We start from the raw sequence: 18,256 nt of genomic DNA, 5'->3' as shown, positions 1-18,256 counted from the left end.
AAGGCCCTCTCCTGATCCTCGGGAGAGGGCCTCTGAACTGCGGAGGCTCGGGGATTTGAACCCCGGATGGGCGGTAAACCCAAACCGCATTAGCAGTGCGGCGCCATAGACCTGACTAGGCGAAGCCTCCTGGTAACCGTTCGGCTCAGGACAGAGTACCGGCCATCCGGCGAGGCGGCAAAGCGGTTGGTGATCACATCACGGGCAAGGGTTGGGCGAGAGTTGTCCACAGGCGGTGGATAACTTTCACCACCCCTGTGGACAAACCGGGGAGTCCCCAGCTGGGCTCGGCGGGAATCCTGTGGATTCCCGATTTGCGAGACGCTACATCTCAACAAACGGACATGCTGAGGCCCCTCGCCGCCCGAAGGGGCGGGAGGGGTCCCGAGTGGTGCCGGAGATCAGGCGGCCGGGTTGGCCTCCCCCTCGATCTCAATCTTGATCTTCTTGCCGACCAGGACGCCGCCGGTCTCCAGCGCCTGGTTCCAGGTCAGGCCGAACTCCTCGCGGTCGATCTCGGTCGTGATCGAGAAGCCCCAGACGTCCTGGCCCCACGGGTTGGTGCCGGCGCCGCCGTACTCGACGGTGAGCTCGACCGGCTTGGTGACGTCACGGATGGTGAGGTCGCCGACGAGAGTGAACTCGTCGCCGGAGTGGCCGGCGACACGGGTGCTGCGGAAGGTGAGCGTGGGGAACTTCTCGGCGGAGAGGAAGTCGTCGCCGCGCAGGTGGCCATCGCGGTCCGCGACACCGGTGTCGATGCTCGCGGCCTTGATCGAGAGCTCCGCGGAGGAGTCCAGGGGGTTCTCGGCGATGGTGACGGTGCCGGAGAAGTCGCCGAAGTGGCCGCGGACCTTGCTCACCATCATGTGCTTGACGACGAAGCCGATCCGGGTGTGGGCGACGTCCAGAGCGAAGGTTCCGGCGGCGGGGATCTGAAGGTTCTCCCAGGTCCGAGTGGTCATGCTGTGCTCCCGATGAGAAGGTTGCTGAGTAGATGATTGCAGCAACAGATTTCTACACGAGGAATATTCCTCCCGTCAACTACCTTCCGATAGAGTGTGAACGTGATCCCCTTTGATGACTCCCGGCTGACGGCGATGGGCCTCCTGGCAGAGGTCTACACCGGCATCTCAGCCAAGACGCATGAGTCCTTTGCGACCGCGGGGCTCTCAGAGATCGACTTTGAGACGTTGATCAGGTTGGCGCGCTCGCCGGGACGGCGGCTGCGGATGAGCGACCTGGCGGCGCAGACGAGCCTGTCCACCAGCGGGATGACCCGGGTCGTCGACCGGCTGGAGCGCGAGGGACTGGCCATGAGGCAGGCGTGCGCCACCGACAGACGGGCCTCCTACGCGGTCCTCACCGAGGCCGGTGCCGACCGGCTCAGCGGCATCCTCCCCCGGCACCTGATCGACATCGACACCTGGTTCACCGGCCTGCTCTCCCCCGAGCAGCTCAGCACCTTCCTCGACACCCTCAGAATCATTCGCGACGCCGTACGGCCGTGTGCCACCGCGGGAGCGGAAACCGAGTCCGTCCCGTCTTCCCATGGCTAGAAACCGTGGGGTTCCGACTCTCACCTGGCCGGGAGGGCTCCGGTCGACGTTCGGGCGGACCGGTTCGCGTGCTGTCCCGCGGATCTCGTCGTAGCGAGGCCCTCCCTGATCACGATGGGCAAAGCGCTAAACCCGATGCTCCAACTCCCGTGGGTCGGAGAGCGTGAGGTCGCCGCGGAGCTTGGCCATTCCCCGGGAGACCGTGCTCTTGACGGTCCCGACGCTGATGCCCAGGGTCTTGGCGATCTCCGATTCGGTCATGTCCTCGTAGTAGCGCAGGACGACGGCGGTCCGCATCCGGGTGGGCAGCCGGTCGAGGGCCTGCTCGACCCGCTCGGGCAGGTGGGGACCGCCCGCGAGCATCGGTTCGGGAAGTTCCTCGGACGGGTACTCCTCCAGCTTGCGCCGCCGCCACCAGGAGATGTTGATGTTGACCATCGTCCGGCGCACATAGCGGTCCAGGGCGGCGTGGTCCTGGATACGGTCCCAGGCGAGGTAGGTCTTGACCAGTGCCACCTGCAGCAGGTCCTCGGCGTCGCTCGGATTCCCGGTGAGCTGGTAGGCGGCACGCAGTAACGCCGGGCCGCGAGCAACGACATACTCGCGGAACTCCTCATCGGTCCCGCCGGCCACCGTGATCACCAACCTGTGCTCCAGGTGCGTATGGTGGCCAGAATCGCAGCCCGAACCCATACTGCGGCTGAACCGAAATCTATGTTTCATCCCATCAACGGTAAAGATCGGCTTCGATGGGCGACGGAGCACGCAAGAGATACTAGATAGCGGTTTGTCATCGAGTGGACACCAATGCGTTCTACCGAGGAGGGGAACTGTAGTACCTGGTTGGACACCTGCCGTGATTATTGGTGGAGCGGACAGCGAGACTCCGCGAAGCGTGTGACGCTGACTGCGACACCTCGCAGAACCTGGGGAGCGACGATGCCCTATCTCAGCGCCGATCGCCGCCGCGCACTGGCGGCGGCCGCGCTTGGCCGGGCGGCGCAGGAGCCTGGCCCCCTCCCCGTCGAGGGTGAGTCCTTCCACTCGGTCAGCGGTGCGATCCTCGACGTCAGCCCACACCTGATCGTCATCGACACTCCGGACGGCCACGAGGAGCGGCTCGTCATCGCACCGTGGGCGACCGCCTGGCGTGGCGAGGCCGTCACTCCGGCCGACCTTCCCGTGGGCTCCAACGTGATCATCAGAGCGCTGCGGGCCGGCCGGGTCGTGGATCGGATCTGGGCGGACATCACCAGGATCACCGGTGTGATCCAGTCGATCGACGCGGAGGGCAAGGACCACTCCGTGGAGCTGTACTGCGGGCCGCACCGCGGGCGGCGTACGATCGTCATCCCCTACCGCGCCTCGGGACGCCTGCGGGTCAGGCATCCGCAGTTCGAACCCGGCTACCTGTTCGACGCCATCGGGGTCCGCGAGGACGGCGTGGCACAGGCTCGACTGCCCGCGACCTCGCAGCCGCCCTACCGGTGGAAGGCCGTGCCGACGCCTCCGCCCGGCTACAGCGGCACGCAGTCGCGGATCTCGGGCACGGCCACCTGGTCGGACACCTTCGACTGCGGGGAGCAGGGGGTGGCCTATCCCATGTTGGAGCGGTCCGATACCGCGTGCGACGACACCGGGGTGTCCTGCACCGGACTGCCTTACCTGTCGCTGGGTTCGATGCTCAACGTACGCAACGTGTGCGCCGGGCGAACCTCGGTCCTGCCGATCGTGGCGTGCGGCTGTCTGGCCGGCCGGTTCTGCGACCGGTGCCTGGAGTGCGGCACCTCCCCTCGCGGCCGGATTCTGGAGCTGTCACCGAGTTCCTTCGTGGAACTCGGTGGAGACCTGACCGCCGGATGCTTCAACGCCAGACTTGGAATGGGGTGACACGGATGCTGACGACGATCGCCGCCGGACAACTGCCGGTCCTGCTCCTGCTGCTGGCCGCAGGTACGGTCGCGAAGGTCTGGACCGTCGTGCGCGAGGCCGAGCCCGGCATGCTGAGCAGGCTGGGGCCTGCCGTGCTGGTGCCCGAACGCTGGCGTAAGCACATGATGCTGGTCTGCGCGTTCGGCGAGCTGTTCCTGGCGTGCGGCCTGCTGGTGAGTGGCCGGCCGTTCTTCCGGTGGGCGGTCGTCGCGTTCTTCGCGGTGTCCACCTATGTCCTGTGGGAACTGCGGCGCCGGCGCCCGGACGTGGGATGCGGATGCTTCGGCGAGGTCAGCGCGGTACCGGTGGGACGGCGATCGCTGGGCCGCACCATGGTGCTGACGGCCATGTCCGCGGGGCTGCTGCTGACTCCGGAGATCTCCGGCTGGGAGACGATCGCCGGTATGACGTGGACGCACCTGCCCTCCGTGATCGCCGGACTGCTGGTGCTCGCCGCGCTCTCGCCGGAGATCGAGGAGGCGGTCGCCAGGCTCCGCTACCGGGCCCCCTGTGAGCAGCGCCGCTTCGACCCGGCCACCGCGCTCGGCCGACTGCGGTCGAGCACGGTCTGGCGCTCGCACACCGGCCGGCTGACGAGCACGGAGCCGGTCGACAGTTGGCGGGAGCTGTGCTGGCGGTTCTTCGTCTACCCGGGACAGAGCCACGCGGGCGACCCCGTCGACGTGGTCTTCGCGGTCTATCTGAGCGGGCGCCATCCGGCGGTGCGGGTTGCCATGGTCGGCTCCGACGGGCGCCCGGTGGAGACCACGTCTCTTCCGGAATCTCTGCCGGTATCGGCCTGATGCTAGAGAACCCTAGATTCCTTTAGGCCCTGTCCGTGGTCGGACAGCGCTTCCCGAGACACCGGCCGACCGGACCTCACCACAGGCAAGATCCGCAGGGCGACAGGATTGAGCTCTATATGGCTCTCTAGCTTCCCCACTAGAGAGCCACATAGAGAGCTAGGAGCTCCCCACAGTATATCGAACAAATGTTCGCTCAGACCGGTTGGGATCGCAGAAACTTTCCGAAGTGCGGCACGGTGAACGCGATCAGCCCTCGCTCCGCGCTGTAGATCAGGCCTTTCTTGATGAGGCTGTCTCGGGCCGGAGAGAGGCTCGACGGTTTACGGCCGAGCCCTTCGGCCACCTCGGCGGTGGCGACGGGCTCGTCGCCGATGGCGGCCATGGCGTGCATGTAGTCGCGCTCGGCTGGGGTGGCCCGCTCGTAGCGGCTGCCGAAGAAGCCGACCGCGAGCTCCTCCTCGGCCTCCGGCGCGGAGACCCTGATGTCGTCGGCGGTGATCGGGCTGCGCAGCGCCAGGTCCCAGGCGACCTTGCCGTACGCCTGGACGAAGTAGGGATAACCGTCCGCCGCCACATAGAGGGCGTCGAGGGCGTCCTGGGTGAACTCCACGCCCTCGCTCTCCGCCGGGGCGATGAGCGCCAGGTCGGCCGCGTCGCGGTCGAGACGGTCGATCCTGGCATAGCGGAAGAGTCGCTCAGAGTAGCTCTTGCTGGCCGACAGCACGCTGGGAAGATGCGGCAGCCCCGCACCCACCACGATCAGCGGGCCGCCGCTCTGGGAGAGCTCGTGACAGGCCGCGCAGAGCGCCGAGACGTCGGGGGCCTGCACATCCTGCATCTCGTCGATGAACAACGCGATGCCGACGCCCAGATCGGTGGCGACCCCGGCGGCGTCGACGAACAGCTCGGTGAGGTCGATCTCCAGATCCCCGGAGTCGGCGCGTCCCCGCCCCGCGGGCACGTCGATCGCGGGCGACCAGTGCGAGGTGCCCTTGGCCGCGGACGGGTCGCGCATCGCGAACGCCTTGAGCACGCCGAGGAACTCCTCGATGCGCTCGGGTGCCCGGTGCCTGGGGGCCAGCTCGCGGACCGCCATGTGCAGGGCGGCGGCCACCGGACGCCGGATCGACTGGTCGGGCCTGGCCTCGATCTTCCCGGTGCCCCACAGCCGCTGCATGGCCATCGATTTGAAGGTGTTGAGCAGGACGGTCTTACCGACGCCGCGCAGCCCGGTGACCACCATGCTGCGCTCGGGGCGCCCGCGGGCCACCCGCTCAAGGACGATCTCGAACTGCTGTAGCTCACGGTCGCGGCCGGCGAGCTCTGGGGGGCGTTGTCCGGCACCTGGAGCGTAGGGATTGCGCACGGGGTCCACGCTCTCGGACTTTATGACGGGATATAGCGGTCGGCTTAGATTTCCGTAGAAAGAGCTACGGCGTGTCGCACCGCGCTCCACCGGCACCCGAGGAAACGGAGCGTGTGTCGCGAGCATCGCCATGGCACACCCCTTCACCTGGGAGGACGTCAGCCCGAACCCGTGTTCGATCCCGTGCCCATGACTGTAGCGCGGGTTCGAACACAGGCGCGATACGTTTCGATGAAAAGCCTTCCCAAGGAACCCGGGTTCGCGTGCCAAGCAGCTACAGATCGGGGCGTAAGCCGCGCCACGGACAGGGCCCGGGGCCACTCCGGTCTCAAGGAACGGCCGGCGGGTCGTCTCGTCGGCCATGAGCGTTCAGTCCCGGACGGTCAGCCCCATCGAACGCGCGGTACCGGTGACGATCTTCTCGGCCTGGTCCAGGTCCGCGGTGTTGAGATCGGGCATCTTGCTCCTGGCGACCTCCCGCAGTTGCGCGCGGGTGATCGTGCCCGCCGCCTGATGCCCCGGGCGGGGGCTGCCGCCGTCCAGGCCGATCGTCCGGCGGATCAGCGAGGCCGTGGTGGGCATCCTGATCGCCAGTTCGAACGAGCGGTCCTCGAACACGGTGACGACGACGGGGACCACGAATCCCCGCCGGTCCTGCGTGGCGGCGTTGTACCGGCGACAGAACTCCATGAGGTTCAGTCCCAGCGGGCCGAGGTCCTTGCCCACGGCGGCGGGGCCGGCCTCACCGGCCGGGAGTTGGAGCTTGGCGGTCCTGCTGACCTTCTTCTTCGACATGTCCGGCAACCTAAAATCTCCAGTTACCGGAGGCTCAACGGAATAATGACCGCATGAGCTACACGATCGGACAGCTCGCCAGACTCTCCGGTCTGCCGGTGAAAACGACCCGCTTCCACTCCGACACCGGGGTGCTTCCCGAACGCGGCCGCACCCGGAGCGGCTGCCGCCTCTACGACGACGACTTCCGCGCCTCCCCGCGCGAGATGGGCGGCGAGTTCCGGGAGAAGGCCGGCGAACTCGATCCGACCACCTGGCACGAGGCCGGCACCCTGATCACGGATAGGGCGGGCGGCGGCGTGGCCCGGATCCTCGCGCTCATGGCCGACGCACAGGAGCGCACCCCGGAGTCGGTGCTACGGGACCACACCGAGCACGACTCGCGCGTCGAGCGGTACCGGGAGCTGATGGCTGCGGTCAACGGCACTCTCCGGCCGACGGATTCCATGATCACCCACGAGTGAATCACCGCCGTGATCGCCCGCCACCTCGGTAATTGATCAATTACAATGAACTGTTGTCCTTTTTGTCCGTTTTGATGGGAGGCGGCACGTGGCAAGATCTAAATTCACGGTCCGTACCCGGGCGGCGCTCGCGATGACCGTCGGCTGTCTGGCGGCCGCCTCCTGCGGCACGGCCGACTCCCGGTCCGTGCCGGTCCAGCCCACGTCGTCCGCGCGGTCGACCTCGGCGGCATCGGAGCCGGCCGCCGCGACGGCGACACCGACGACGACACCGACGACGACACCAGAACCCGGCACCGCGACACCGACCCCGACAGGCCCGCCGAAGTTCTCCGCGAAGATCTCCCCTGTCACCCGTCAACTGCTCGAATACTCCTGGCGGCCGGGCTGCCCGGTCCCGCTCAGCGACCTGCGGCTGATCACGATGACCTACTGGGGTTTCGACGACAAGCCGCACACCGGCGAGCTGGTGGTGTACAAGGGCGTGGCCGACGACGTCGTCTCGATCTTCCGGCGCCTGTACGACTGGCGCTGGCCGATCAACAAGATGGAGCTCGTCGACGTCTACAAGGGCGACGACTTCGACTCGATCGACGCCAACAACACCTCGGCCTTCAACTGCCGCCCGGCGACGGGGTCGAGCAGCTGGTCCAAGCACGCCTACGGCCGGGCCATCGACATCAATCCGCGCGAGAACCCGTACGTTTCGTCCAACGGATCGGTGGCGCACAGCAACGCCCGCAAGTTCGCCAAGCGCCCGGTGCAGGCCCCCGGTGTGATCAACCCGGGCGACCGGGTGGTCAAGGCCTTCCAGGCGAAAGGCTGGGAGTGGGGCGGCTACTGGTCAGGCATCAAGGACTACCAGCACTTCAGCAAGGGCGGCGGCTGAGGCCCGTGGTCCGGCGTCCCCCTGCTCCCGCCGCCGTGACCGTCCGGCCGGTGCGGGTGGGGCCACTCCGCCGGGTCTCCCCATGCTCGGTGGCCGTGTCGCCGACCGAGGTGGCTGATTCCACCATTCGTGCGGATCCGACCCCGGCAGCGACCCGAAGTAGAGGACCATCCGGCGACTGCCCTAATCTGGGACGACGAGGGGAGTACTTCCCAAGAGTCGATCCGGTCAGTACGGACGTTTCATAACGTCCCCGGGCGGCCACCTGCACAGTGCGGGTGAAGGAGACCTCGAACGGCCAAGCACGTTCGAGGAGGTTTCATGCCCACCGAGGCATTCCTGTCAGCAGCCAGTCTTGAAACGATCGGTTCGCCACAACTGTGGACCATCACCGTGGCCGCTCTGCTGTTGCTGCTCGCCGTGGACTTCATACTGACGCGGCGACCGCACGAGGTACGGATGCGCGAGGCGGTGGGCTGGTCGGTCTTCTACCTGGCACTGCCCCTGATCTTCGGCGTCTATCTGTGGGGGGTCTTCGGGTCCGGCGTGGCGGTGGAGTTCTTCACCGGCTACGTGGTGGAGAAGTCCCTGTCGGTGGACAACCTGTTCGTGTTCATGCTGCTGCTGTCCGCCTTCGCGGTCCCGGCAGCCCTGGCCCAGCGGGTCCTGCTGTACGGCATCGTCGGCGCACTGGTCCTGCGGGCGATCTTCATCGCCCTGGGGGCGGCCGTCCTGCAGAGCGGTACCTGGGCGTTCCTGCTGTTCGGCGCGATACTGATCTTCACCGCCATAAAGATCATGAAGGACGCACTGGGCGGGCACGAGCAGCAGGTCGACATCTCCTCCATGCGCACGGTCCGGCTGCTACGGCGCTTCATGCCGGTCACCGACGACTATCGCGGTTCCCACCTGGTCGTTCGTGAGGGCGGCCGCCGCGCCCTGACCCCGCTGGCGCTGGCCATCGTGGCCGTCTTCGCCACCGACATCGTCTTCGCCGTCGACTCGGTGCCCGCGGTGTACGGCGTGACCGAGGACCCCTACCTCGTCTTCGCCACCAACGCCTTCGCCCTGCTGGGCCTTCGCGCGCTCTACTTCGTCCTCCTGGGCTTCCTGGCGAAACTGCGGCACCTGAACCACGGACTCGGCATCATCCTGGCCTTCATCGGGATCAAGCTCGTCCTGCACTGGGCGCACGGCGTCTGGACGTGGCTCCCGGAGATCCCCACTCCGGTCTCGCTGGGCGTCATCATCGCGGTCCTGGCCACCGTCACGGCCACCAGCCTGTACGCCAACCGCCTCGACGCGAAGGTCGCCTCCGCACCCGCCGAACGCGGGTAGCCGGGCGAGCACACGACCACGAGGCCGCGCGGCGGTCGTCCGGGGCTGACCGGTCATCCGATCGGCGAGGCTCAGCCGTACGCGGGTGAGACGCGGGGCTGGACCAGATCCCAGCGGTTGCCGTACAGGTCCCGGAAGGCGGCGACCGTGCCGTAGGGCTCGTGCCGCGGAGTCTCCTCGAAGGTGACGCCCGCCGCCAGCATCCGCTCGTGGTCGCGGGCGAAGTCGTCCGTGTGGAGGAACAGGCCGGCCCTCCGGCGCGGGCGGTCTCCTGAAGATCGGTGATCGTCAGGACGACCCGGATGGCGAGAAGGCCCGCGGCGATCGGCAGCGCGATGCCGACGATCAGGGCGAGGTCTGCCAGGCCGCTCTCCAGGCCGCTTTCCAGGCCCTCCATGTCCGTCCCCGCCAGCCCCACGGACGCCAGCGTCGCGTACGGCCACAGCACCCACGTCAGCCACCATGCCCAGACCAGACCCGAGCGGCGGGCCCTGAAGGGGTCGCTCCCCGGTCGCAGGCCGCCTGGCCGGGAGGTGGCCAGGATGTCGTCGACGATCCCCTTCGGGGCGAACAGGTTGACGATGGGGAGGATCCAGCCGAGCACCAGGTACGGCGCGGCGTACACGTGAAAGACCCCTGGAGAGATCGCGTACGAGTTGGCGCGGGCGCGTAACAGCCGGCATACCAAGGCGATTCCCGCCAGAAGGCAGAGGATCGGGAAAAGGAGGAGCGTGTACAGGGCCTCCCACTCGTAGAGTCGCCGGGAGCACGGGCGGGAAGGCCGACCCGGTCCGGCGCCGCCGGACCAGGCTGATGCATCATTGGTCCATGGCGGCCAGTGATGGGGACGGTTGGGCCCAATGTGAGCGCGGGCACCGGCACTGGGGCGTGTACGGGGCGGCCGGGCTGCTCGCCGTCCACCACGACGCCACGGGGAAGCCGCACATCCTGATGCAGAAGCGCTCCCTCTGGAGCCACCACGGCGGCACCTGGGGACTGCCTGGCGGTGCCCGCGACAGCCACGAGGACACCGTCACGACCGCCCTGCGTGAGGCGTTCGAGGAGGCCATGCTGGACAGCACCGGCCTGCGGATCCAGGGCGTCTACCTCGACGACCACGGCGGCTGGTCCTTCGAGACGGTGATCACCGAGGCCGTGGAACTACTGAAAGCGGTTCCCGGCAACAGTGAGAGCGCCGACCTGCGCTGGCTTCCCGCCGAGGAGGTCACCGCCAAAAGACTTCACCCCGGCTTCGCCGAGACCTGGCCGGTGATCGCTCTCGCGCTCGCCCCCTCCCTCGTCGTCCTCGACATCGCCAACATCGTGGGCGCCCGCGCCGAACACGGCTGGTGGAGGGACCGCGCCGGCGCGGCGGCCAGGCTGCTCACCGAGGTCGGCACGCACGCCGCCGGTGGCCTGTGGACCGCGCCCGGCCAGATCCCGGCCCTGGCGCGCTGGTTCCCCCGGGTGACCGCGATCGTCGAGGGGGCCGCCCGCGACACCCCTCCGGTGTCCGGCGTCTCCGTGATCGCCGCACCGGGAAGCGGGGACGACGCGGTCGTCCAGGCCGTGCGGGACGCCCGCCCGTGGGAGCGCGTCCTGGTCGTCACCGCCGACCGGGGGCTGCGCGAGCGGGTCACGGAACTGGGCGCCGAGGTCGCCGGTCCCCGGTGGCTGCTCTCCCAGTTGTGACGTTTCACGTGGAACATCTCAAGGTTCGGTGGCCGGGGCGGCCTGTGGTCTCAGGTCGCGGGTGGCCCGGTGGAACAGCCAGTAGCTCGCCGCGGCGACGACGAGGAAGAGCAGGCGGGCGGGCTGGGGGATGTCCAGAATGAGCAGGCCGTCGCTGAGCGAGTGGAGCAGGGCCGCCGTCATGAAGGCGGCGATGATGGGGATGGTGACGACGGCACGGCCTCTGATCTGCCAGGCCCCGAAGGCCACCGCGCACACCAGACCGGTCCAGACAAGGTGGCTGAAGGGGGTGGTGAGACCGCGTATGAGGAGAATCGTGCCCGCACCGACGGCACCGCCGTTGTTGGCGATGCTCTTCCAGGCGTAGGCCATCGATTCCATGATCGTGAATCCGGTCGCGCAGGACAGGCCGAGCGCGACCCCCGCGGCCTTGGTGAGATGGCGCCCGGTGAGGGCGACCGCGAGAGGTGGGACGAGCTTCGCGGGCTCCTCGATCCATCCGACCCGCAGGATCGAGGTGCTGTTCTTCTGGGAGATGAAAAGCGAGTCGAAATAACCGCCGAGCAACAGGGCGACGCCCCCGCCGAACAGGAACATCCCCATCAGCGTCATGGCCGGCACGCTGGTGGCGATATGAATACGGTCGTGGATGGCGAGCAGGAGCGCGATGGGCCCGGCCGCGGCCCCGTAGAAGAAGGCCGCGGGCATGACCGCCTGGTTGCCGGCCGCCTGCATCATGGCGATGAGCGAGAAGGATAGAACGATCATGGCGATCCACGCCTTGAACCATCGATGCCGATAGAAGCGCAAATGGTCTCGCATAATGATTAATTCCCCGATACACCTGCCCCAAATTCGGGCGAATTGTCCATATTTATCTAAATATCGACTCCGCCACAATGACCACACCGATAATCATGAACACCACGGGCACCAGCCAGGTGCCCGTCCGCTCCACCAGCTCGATGATCTTCCTGTGCGACCCGAGCCAGGAGGCCGCCGCGCACCAGACCGCGACAAGCAGCGCGAACACCGCCATCGTGAGGGCACTGGCTGCCGGACCGATCGTGCGGAACAGCGGGGTGTAGACGGAGATGTTGTCGGCCCCGTTGGCGACGGTCACCCCCGCGATCGAGAGCAGGCCGGAGGCGACCCGTGACGTCTCACCGTCACCACCCCTTCCTGCTCTGACCAGCCCCCACACCCCCATGCCGAACGGCACCAGGCCGAGCAGCCCCACCCAGCGGTCCGGCAGCACCGCGAGCCCGAGGGCCGCTACGGCCGAGACGGCCACCAGGGCGGCGATGCCCGTGTACTGACCGGCGACGATCTGCCATGGGCGCGGAACACCACCCGCCCGGGATGCCAGGAACAGCACGGTCAACAGGATGATGTCGTCCACGTTGGTGCCGGCGAAGACGGCGACGGCCGTACCGATCGTTTGGATCACGAGGGAATTATGTCCCCTTCCTCCTAATGTGGGCGGCGACCGTGGCCAGCCGCGAGCTGCGGGGATTATGATCACGTTCATCCGCTCTTGTCGGCCCTCCGGAGACCGCACGTGGGCTATCCGCCTCCGCCGCAGTACGGTCAGCCGCCGCGGGGCGAGACGGGGCGCGGGCTGACCGTGATAGTCGTCATGGCCCTCGGTATGGTCATCGGGGCCGTCATCACCGTGTTCATGGTGCTCAACCCGCCCTCCTCACCGCCGCTCGCGGCTCCGACGCCCGATGCCGAGCACTCGGAGGCCTCGGTCCGCCAGGCCGCCCAGCCGGCGCTCGACGCGTACGGCAGTGGCTCCTACGGTGATTTCTGGGACCTGTGGACCACCGGGGCACAGGGGTTGATCACCCGGGAGGAGTACGTGAGGCTGTTCGGCCTCTGCCCGCCCCTCGTGGCGAACTCCCCGCTCACCATCGCCGATGTCGCGATCACTGGCGACACCGCCATAGTCCGGGCCAGCCGGCTCGGCGACACGACGGAGTTCGGCTTCGTCCTCGAGAGCGACTCGTGGCGGTACGAGCCGCCACCCGAGGAGCAGTCGGAGTACCGGAAACCGGTCGACCAGATAGCAGAGCAGCGGCGGGCCGCGGGATTCTGCGGCACCGCCACTCCCACCTCAGCCCCCTCCGATCCCGCTCCAGGCCCATCCGCCCCCACCCAGCCATCAGGTTTCCGTGAACAATGAATTTGGGACCTGCACATATGCACATATGTGGATACGCTTGGTTGCGTAGAGATACGCGTAGTCCCGGGGATGCCCGAAACCGACGACGTCCCCACCGGAGATGAGACGCGATCTCGGGGTACGGAAAGGCAGGTGACGCGGACGACAGTCGGCACGCGACCGGGAATCCCGCTCGCACCTGCCGTCGAAGTCATGTAGAAGTGCTGCCATAATCCGCAATTCACAGCTACTGTCGAGCTTATGGCCCACTCCATGCCGACAAGGCGAGACGGCACAGGATCGGAAAAACCATCAGCGAATGATCAAGATGGCGCCAGACATGAATCGGATTCGGTTCCGCTCTGGCTGGCACATCTTCAGCTCAGAGAAGGACAGAAGACCATCAGCACATCAGCTCCCGAAACCTCTATCACTATAGAGCTGGATAAAGCGGACTATGAGGCGCTCTCTCGTAAGGCACGGCTGACCGGAAACCGCCTCGTCGACGTGATCCACACGGCGGTCCAGCGAGAGATCGGCAACAAACCCCACGTGATCACCCTGATGCACCGCTGGAACCTGCACCGAGAAGACCTCGACGTGGCAGCCGAATCCCTCGGGGTCGACCAGATCTCCGAGGCGGAGTGGGGCCAGATCGGCATTCGCCCGTTCAGGAGGCATTGAGCCGTGCTTCCCGGTCGAGTGCTCGACGTGAGCGCGCTGGTCGACATCGCGGTGGCGAAGACCGAGTACTCCAGAAGCGTCGCCGCCATGTGCCTTTTCCGTGGTGGCGGGATATGCGTCCCGGCGACCAGCCTCGCGGCCGTCCTGTCCATCTCCCCGATCTCCACCCAGGTGGAGCTGTTCGAGCTCGTCACGACGCCCGGCGTGAAGATCGATGACTTCACACACGGGAAGGTCGGGGACATCGCGGAGATCCTCGACGGATCGCGCGACATCACGGCCGGACACGTCATCTGGTGTGCCCGCGCCACCCGATGGCCCATCCTCACGGACCGCGGGGCCGAGCTCGTCCAGTACGACCAGAGCCTTGAGATCGATCCGCTGCCGTAGCTCCCGCCCGCCGCGGGAGCGTCGTCCCGGGCAGAGCGCCATAACCATCCGGTTGAAACCGATGCCAAATATCATTGCGCGCGCGATCGATTTTCGAAGCCGGGGCTTTCACACTGGGAGAGTGACGTTCCAGACGAGGCGCATCAAGCTCGACATTCCTGACGGACCGGAATACGACCAGGTACGCGATATGCACGGTCACTCGGTCACGGTGTTCGCGTCCACGGAGATCAATGGTGAACGCTCCCTGAAAATCGGCAGCCGAACGTTGCGGCTGAGGAAGGTGGGCGTGGACGAGGACGGCGAGGAGCCGATGGACATCTACCGGGCCGAGTCCATTTCGGATCCCTCGTACTGAGGACCCCTCGCGCCGAGCGCACCCGCTCGCGCTCGGCGCGTGCGCCCACGTCTCCGCCCGCCGATCGCACTCTCGGCCCGGCGCGTTGTCGGGCGAGGACACCTGACCGCGGATCCGCGACGGAGGCGCCGGCGATTCGTCCGCGACCTCTACCTGTCCGGCTCGGGGCGGCCGCCTGACGCGAGGCCCTCGGCGAGCTGATCCGCCGGGTCCGCGACGCCGAACACACCGGCTCCCACGGCTCCCCGCGGCCTCGGACGAAAATCCACGACGACGCGACCGCGGCCCGGCCCGGCCTGGAAGATCATCCGTCCCGAAAATTTTGGAGATCATCATGTTTTCGGGATTGCGCCCTAATCCTCACCTACTCAGTTGCCCGAATATCCGCCTTGCGACGCTTCCTGAGGGAGTACTTTTCGACAGAGACGTTGCCACAACCACCCGGTATGGCAGGCCGGATATCAAGCCACAAGCGAGGTAGCGATGTTTTCTTCCTTTGACCCGGAATATGCCCCGGTTGGTGATGTAGGGACCGCGCTGCTCTACGTCGACTCGCTTCTCACCCGTATTCGCGAGGGCATCTCGCAGGCCGACCCCAAGCAGCGAGAACTGATCGACGAGTTCTTCGGATCCTTCTCCAGCGAAGACGCCGGTGACGTGCTCGACGGCGCCTGCACGCTCGTCTACCTGTACATGGAGTGGCTGCGCCAGGCCCACGAGGAGCAGGACCGTGACGTGGTCGAATCCGTGGTGCCCTACGTCATCGGCAGCATGCGCAAGATGACCATAAGCGTCAAGCCCGAGGCCATCCCCGCCATGGCGGGCATGCTGACCGCCAGCGCCATCGGCCTGAGCCCGACGCTCTGGCGCAAGCAGTACGGCCCCTGGACCGAAGCCGAGATGAACGCCCTGGAAGCGACCCTCGTTCTGCTGGCCGACTACATCAATCATCTAACCAACGACGAAACCATGGCAACTCGCATGATCGCCGACATTATGGAATCCATGGAGCAAGCGGGCGATGTGGGATAAATCTTGTAGATATGGTTCCGCCGCCCGCGTCCGGGCAAGCAGGTTCCTCGCATCGGTGTCGAAGTCGTCGAAGAGGAAATAGGAATCCCGGCAGCGGTGCGCGAGACCGTACAGTTCCCGCTCCGGGGTAACGCTCTCCTCGACATTCCCCGTGGCCCTGATCGCGGTGGAAAGAAACCATGCGAGCACGGTGAGCAGCGGGATTACGGCCATGGCCCCCAGGCGATTCGCACCGCGCATACCGCGTCCCGTGACGATCGCCGGTACGTGACAGTGCCCGGGAATCGACACGGCGCACGGCACCGGATTCCCGCGCGTGATCGTTTCCGGGCGGCGATCTACGGTCGGCCCTCCTCCGGGATCGCCGCTTCCGTGCTCTCGCGACGGAGCCGCCCGATTCCTTCGAGGGCTTCGAGGGCAAGGGCCCAGGGATGGCTCTCCGCTTCCCCGCCTCCGGCGGCGGAGCCGAGCAGGACGGGGACGCCCTCGGCCCGAAGGCTTTCGACGCTCCGGCGGAACGGCTCGCGGGAGGCGAGGCCGCCGTTGACGGAAGGCAGTACGACCACGGGGATACCGAGCCCGGGGGCTTCGGCGAGGAGGCCGAGGGCGTAGGTGTCGGCGATCCCCTGGGCGAACTTGTTGATCGTGTTGTAGGTCGCGGGAGCGACGATGATCGCATCGGCTCTCGGCGGCTTGGGCTCGTCCGGCCTGCGGTACCGGCTGCGGACGGGGCGGCCGGTCTGCTCTTCCAGGGCGGGGACGTCGATGAAGTCCAGCGCGGACGGGGTGGCGACGATCTGGACGACCCAGCCCTTGTCCTGGGCGAGGGTGACGAGACGTCCCACGTCGTCGGCGCCGCCCGCGGCGCACACGATGACGTAGAGGACCTTGCCGGACTGGCTCACGCGTCGACTCCCAACACCGGTTTCACCCACCAGAAGGTACCGGCCCCGCTAGGATCGCGCCGCCGGCGGATCAGGCGTGTTCTCCGCCGCGCTCGACGGAGCGTAGGCCGCGGCCCAGCGGCCGTTGGCCTTGGCCAGCTCGACCTGTTCGAGCCCGGCCGGCCGCATCCGACCGGCGGCGACGAGCTCTTCGACCTTGACACAATTGATCTTCGACCATGAGCTACGGGGCCTGCGCGGTGAGAAGCGCTGGGCCCACCAGCCGTCCGGCACGTTTCCCGAGAAGGACTTGCCGTCGATCCAGCCATAGCACAGGGCGACCTCCAGGGCCTCGGCCCTGGAGGTCGAGGGCACCGCCGTACCCTTCTTCGGCATGGCGACCCAGACCTCGCGGGCGGTTCGGTGATTCGCCTCCAGCCAGGCGGCGAACTCGTCCGCCGAGGCGAAGCGCAGATTGTCGTCCGTCATCGTCCCACCGGCTCTCCCTCTTCGACCAAGGCCACCTGCCCGAAGGCAGGCGACTGTGACACTTCGACGACGCGCCCTAGCAGTCGCAGTTGCAGTTGCAGTCGCAGCAGTCGGAACAGCCGGAGCAGCAGTCGGAGCACCCCGAACACCCGTTGCAGCACTGCCCGCAGCCGTCACAGCCGCCGGGGTCGCAGCGCTCACCGCACGATTTGTAGCGATCCTCGTCCCACGGCGGCCGGTACAGCCCGCAGGTGCAGCAGGCCGCCGACATGCACAGCAGCGACAGCAGCCCGCCGGGGTCCGGCTTCAGCCGCGGATCACGCGGGGGCGCCTCGGGACTCTCCTGCTCGGCCTCGCCGAAGATCCGGCCGGTGGCGCGGCCGGTCTCCTTGACCAGCAGCGCGTTGACCAGATGGCGTCGCTCCAGGTCCAGTTCGGCCACCGCCAGACGCAATCCGTGCACGGCGTCGTCGCAGTGCCGCCGCGCGACGGCCAGGTCGGTACCCGAGGCGACGAGCGGGTTGTAGGCTCCCTGGGCGCGGTCGCGGGCCAGGTCCTCGACGGCGTCCAGCAGGTGTGCCAGGCGGCCGAAGTAGCGCCCGGCCTCCTCCAGCGTCTCCTGGTTGTGCGGCTTGCCGGCCAGTACGGCGGTATACCCGAAGGCGGCGGCGACCGCGGCCTCGGTGGGGGCGGTGAGCTGGAGCAGGCTAGGGTTCGGCAGGCGTTCCAGCCGGGTCTGCTCCTCGACCGCGACGAGCAGCGGAGCGGGATCGAACCCGAGGGCGGAGGCCGTATCCGATCCGGCGGCCGACCAGCGATCGGCCACCCGCCCCGCACCGGCCGCCACCAATCGGCGCGCGTAGATGCCGTCGCCGTCCTCGACGTGGTCCCTGACCTTGCCCGCAGCCAGGATCAGCGAGACCGCGGCCGCCAGCCGTACCCCCTCGGCCTCGACGACGTCCGCGCCCTTGAACCCGCGCAGGGCGCAGGCCGCCGCACGCCGGTGCGGGGAGGAAGCCGGTGCCTGCGCCTCGGTGAGCACGGACACCAGCAGACCGTCGTAGTTGGTCACCAACCTGGAGGCGTGCCCGTGCTCGTCCCTGAGGGCCAGGCAGAGCCCGCACAGGTGCGCCATCCACTCCTTGAACAGCCCACCGCACATCCCGTGCCGGCATGGGCGAACAATCCCAAACATAGGTCCCTTCCCTGAATGTCCGTCGCCCAGCCTGCCAGCTTTCACTTGTCACATACTTGCAATGCCGCGGTTGCAGTGATCTCTCACCGAAACACCAGTGGGGACCCGGACAATGATCTCGTTCACAAACCTGAAGGAACAAGATCATGAGAAGAGCACTGACCCTCTGCTCACGGCGGCGACCGGGGCGGTCAATGGCCAAGGTTCCGAATGTGC

General features: G+C 67.3%; 22 protein-coding genes, 1 tRNA gene and 1 pseudogene. 12 read left to right on the top strand and 12 right to left on the bottom strand.

Going from position 1 to position 18,256, the window contains the following annotated elements:
* Positions 1–40 precede the first annotated feature (40 nt).
* Both AB0J58_RS22975 and AB0J58_RS22970 read right to left on the bottom strand, forming a co-directional pair.
* A tRNA-Ser gene (locus AB0J58_RS22975) sits at positions 41–130 on the bottom strand.
* Positions 131–401: 271 nt separating this feature from the next.
* Positions 402–965: a YceI family protein gene (locus tag AB0J58_RS22970; RefSeq protein WP_364218557.1), complete on the bottom strand. Its 564-nt coding sequence runs from the start codon at positions 963–965 to the stop codon at positions 402–404.
* A 102-nt stretch (positions 966–1,067) separates the two neighbouring features.
* On the opposite strand from AB0J58_RS22970, the gene AB0J58_RS22965 reads away from it, so the two are divergent.
* Complete coding sequence (locus tag AB0J58_RS22965; protein WP_364218555.1) at positions 1,068–1,559, top strand: MarR family transcriptional regulator; 492 nt, start codon at positions 1,068–1,070, stop codon at positions 1,557–1,559.
* Positions 1,560–1,685: 126 nt separating this feature from the next.
* On the opposite strand, the gene AB0J58_RS22960 is transcribed toward AB0J58_RS22965, so the two are convergent.
* Positions 1,686–2,192, bottom strand: coding sequence for a SigE family RNA polymerase sigma factor (locus tag AB0J58_RS22960; protein WP_343970964.1), 507 nt, complete (start codon positions 2,190–2,192; stop codon positions 1,686–1,688).
* Positions 2,193–2,498: 306 nt separating this feature from the next.
* Between AB0J58_RS22960 and AB0J58_RS22955 the strand changes: the two genes are divergently transcribed.
* Entirely contained in the window at positions 2,499–3,449 is a 951-nt protein-coding gene (locus AB0J58_RS22955; protein ID WP_364218553.1) for a hypothetical protein, read from the top strand.
* 5 nt (positions 3,450–3,454) lie between these two features.
* Positions 3,455–4,294 carry a MauE/DoxX family redox-associated membrane protein gene (locus AB0J58_RS22950; RefSeq protein WP_364218551.1) on the top strand — a complete coding sequence of 280 codons (840 nt, stop codon included), beginning with the start codon at positions 3,455–3,457 and terminating at the stop codon, positions 4,292–4,294.
* Between the two features lie 196 nt (positions 4,295–4,490).
* Here the strand turns inward: AB0J58_RS22950 and AB0J58_RS22945 are convergent, their stop codons facing one another.
* Both AB0J58_RS22945 and rplK read right to left on the bottom strand, forming a co-directional pair.
* Complete coding sequence (locus AB0J58_RS22945) at positions 4,491–5,672, bottom strand: ATP-binding protein (RefSeq protein WP_030921042.1); 1,182 nt, start codon at positions 5,670–5,672, stop codon at positions 4,491–4,493.
* Positions 5,673–6,032: 360 nt separating this feature from the next.
* Positions 6,033–6,458 (bottom strand): 50S ribosomal protein L11, encoded by a 426-nt coding sequence (gene rplK, locus AB0J58_RS22940; protein ID WP_364218550.1) that lies wholly within the window; start codon positions 6,456–6,458, stop codon positions 6,033–6,035.
* Between the two features lie 53 nt (positions 6,459–6,511).
* Here rplK and AB0J58_RS22935 point away from each other — a divergent pair, with 53 nt between their 5' ends.
* The 3 genes from AB0J58_RS22935 (at position 6,512) to AB0J58_RS22925 (ending at position 9,149) form a co-directional block, all read left to right on the top strand.
* On the top strand, positions 6,512–6,922 hold the full coding sequence (locus AB0J58_RS22935; protein ID WP_364218548.1) for a MerR family transcriptional regulator: 411 nt from the start codon (positions 6,512–6,514) through the stop codon (positions 6,920–6,922).
* 88 nt (positions 6,923–7,010) lie between these two features.
* Positions 7,011–7,811, top strand: a complete 801-nt coding sequence (locus AB0J58_RS22930) for a M15 family metallopeptidase (protein WP_364218546.1) — start codon at positions 7,011–7,013, stop codon at positions 7,809–7,811.
* Positions 7,812–8,132: 321 nt separating this feature from the next.
* Entirely contained in the window at positions 8,133–9,149 is a 1,017-nt protein-coding gene (locus AB0J58_RS22925; protein WP_364218544.1) for a TerC/Alx family metal homeostasis membrane protein, read from the top strand.
* 71 nt (positions 9,150–9,220) lie between these two features.
* Here AB0J58_RS22925 and AB0J58_RS22920 read toward each other — a convergent pair whose 3' ends face one another.
* Positions 9,221–9,592 (bottom strand): VOC family protein, encoded by a 372-nt coding sequence (locus tag AB0J58_RS22920; RefSeq protein ID WP_364218609.1) that lies wholly within the window; start codon positions 9,590–9,592, stop codon positions 9,221–9,223.
* Positions 9,490–9,837, bottom strand: a pseudogene (locus AB0J58_RS22915) (DUF4328 domain-containing protein); the annotation flags it as partial. The gene AB0J58_RS22920 and the pseudogene AB0J58_RS22915, both read right to left, overlap by 103 nt.
* A gap of 140 nt (positions 9,838–9,977) precedes the next feature.
* Between AB0J58_RS22915 and AB0J58_RS22910 the strand changes: the two are divergent.
* The gene (locus AB0J58_RS22910; protein ID WP_364218542.1) at positions 9,978–10,841 is read left to right on the top strand and encodes an NUDIX domain-containing protein; all 864 of its coding nucleotides are present in this window, start codon (positions 9,978–9,980) and stop codon (positions 10,839–10,841) included.
* A gap of 18 nt (positions 10,842–10,859) precedes the next feature.
* Here the strand turns inward: AB0J58_RS22910 and AB0J58_RS22905 are convergent, their stop codons facing one another.
* Both AB0J58_RS22905 and AB0J58_RS22900 read right to left on the bottom strand, forming a co-directional pair.
* Positions 10,860–11,609, bottom strand: a complete 750-nt coding sequence (locus AB0J58_RS22905; RefSeq protein WP_343970889.1) for a PrsW family glutamic-type intramembrane protease — start codon at positions 11,607–11,609, stop codon at positions 10,860–10,862.
* Between the two features lie 106 nt (positions 11,610–11,715).
* Positions 11,716–12,291, bottom strand: a complete 576-nt coding sequence (locus tag AB0J58_RS22900) for a cadmium resistance transporter (RefSeq protein WP_364218540.1) — start codon at positions 12,289–12,291, stop codon at positions 11,716–11,718.
* A 111-nt stretch (positions 12,292–12,402) separates the two neighbouring features.
* Here AB0J58_RS22900 and AB0J58_RS22895 point away from each other — a divergent pair, with 111 nt between their 5' ends.
* From AB0J58_RS22895 to AB0J58_RS22875, 5 genes are all read left to right on the top strand, one after another.
* Positions 12,403–13,029 (top strand): hypothetical protein, encoded by a 627-nt coding sequence (locus AB0J58_RS22895; protein ID WP_364218538.1) that lies wholly within the window; start codon positions 12,403–12,405, stop codon positions 13,027–13,029.
* A gap of 240 nt (positions 13,030–13,269) precedes the next feature.
* Entirely contained in the window at positions 13,270–13,692 is a 423-nt protein-coding gene (locus tag AB0J58_RS22890) for a hypothetical protein (protein WP_364218536.1), read from the top strand.
* Positions 13,693–13,695: 3 nt separating this feature from the next.
* Positions 13,696–14,082 carry a hypothetical protein gene (locus AB0J58_RS22885; RefSeq protein ID WP_364218534.1) on the top strand — a complete coding sequence of 129 codons (387 nt, stop codon included), beginning with the start codon at positions 13,696–13,698 and terminating at the stop codon, positions 14,080–14,082.
* Between the two features lie 121 nt (positions 14,083–14,203).
* Positions 14,204–14,440, top strand: coding sequence for a hypothetical protein (locus tag AB0J58_RS22880; protein ID WP_030921016.1), 237 nt, complete (start codon positions 14,204–14,206; stop codon positions 14,438–14,440).
* A 483-nt stretch (positions 14,441–14,923) separates the two neighbouring features.
* Entirely contained in the window at positions 14,924–15,472 is a 549-nt protein-coding gene (locus AB0J58_RS22875) for a hypothetical protein (RefSeq protein ID WP_364218532.1), read from the top strand.
* Positions 15,473–15,810: 338 nt separating this feature from the next.
* On the opposite strand, the gene AB0J58_RS22870 is transcribed toward AB0J58_RS22875, so the two are convergent.
* The 3 genes from AB0J58_RS22870 to AB0J58_RS22860 all read right to left on the bottom strand — a co-directional run bounded on the left by AB0J58_RS22870 (position 15,811) and on the right by AB0J58_RS22860 (position 18,040).
* Positions 15,811–16,377: a flavoprotein gene (locus tag AB0J58_RS22870; RefSeq protein ID WP_364218530.1), complete on the bottom strand. Its 567-nt coding sequence runs from the start codon at positions 16,375–16,377 to the stop codon at positions 15,811–15,813.
* A gap of 48 nt (positions 16,378–16,425) precedes the next feature.
* Complete coding sequence (locus AB0J58_RS22865; RefSeq protein WP_364218528.1) at positions 16,426–16,845, bottom strand: hypothetical protein; 420 nt, start codon at positions 16,843–16,845, stop codon at positions 16,426–16,428.
* Between the two features lie 76 nt (positions 16,846–16,921).
* Positions 16,922–18,040 (bottom strand): DUF5685 family protein, encoded by a 1,119-nt coding sequence (locus AB0J58_RS22860; protein ID WP_364218526.1) that lies wholly within the window; start codon positions 18,038–18,040, stop codon positions 16,922–16,924.
* Positions 18,041–18,256: the final 216 nt, after the last annotated feature.

This window comes from Streptosporangium sp. NPDC049644 (assembly GCF_040675205.1).
GTDB classification, from domain to species: domain Bacteria; phylum Actinomycetota; class Actinomycetes; order Streptosporangiales; family Streptosporangiaceae; genus Streptosporangium; species Streptosporangium fukuiense.
Note: the sequence above shows the minus strand (reverse complement) of the source record. Positions and strands in the feature narration are given on the sequence as shown.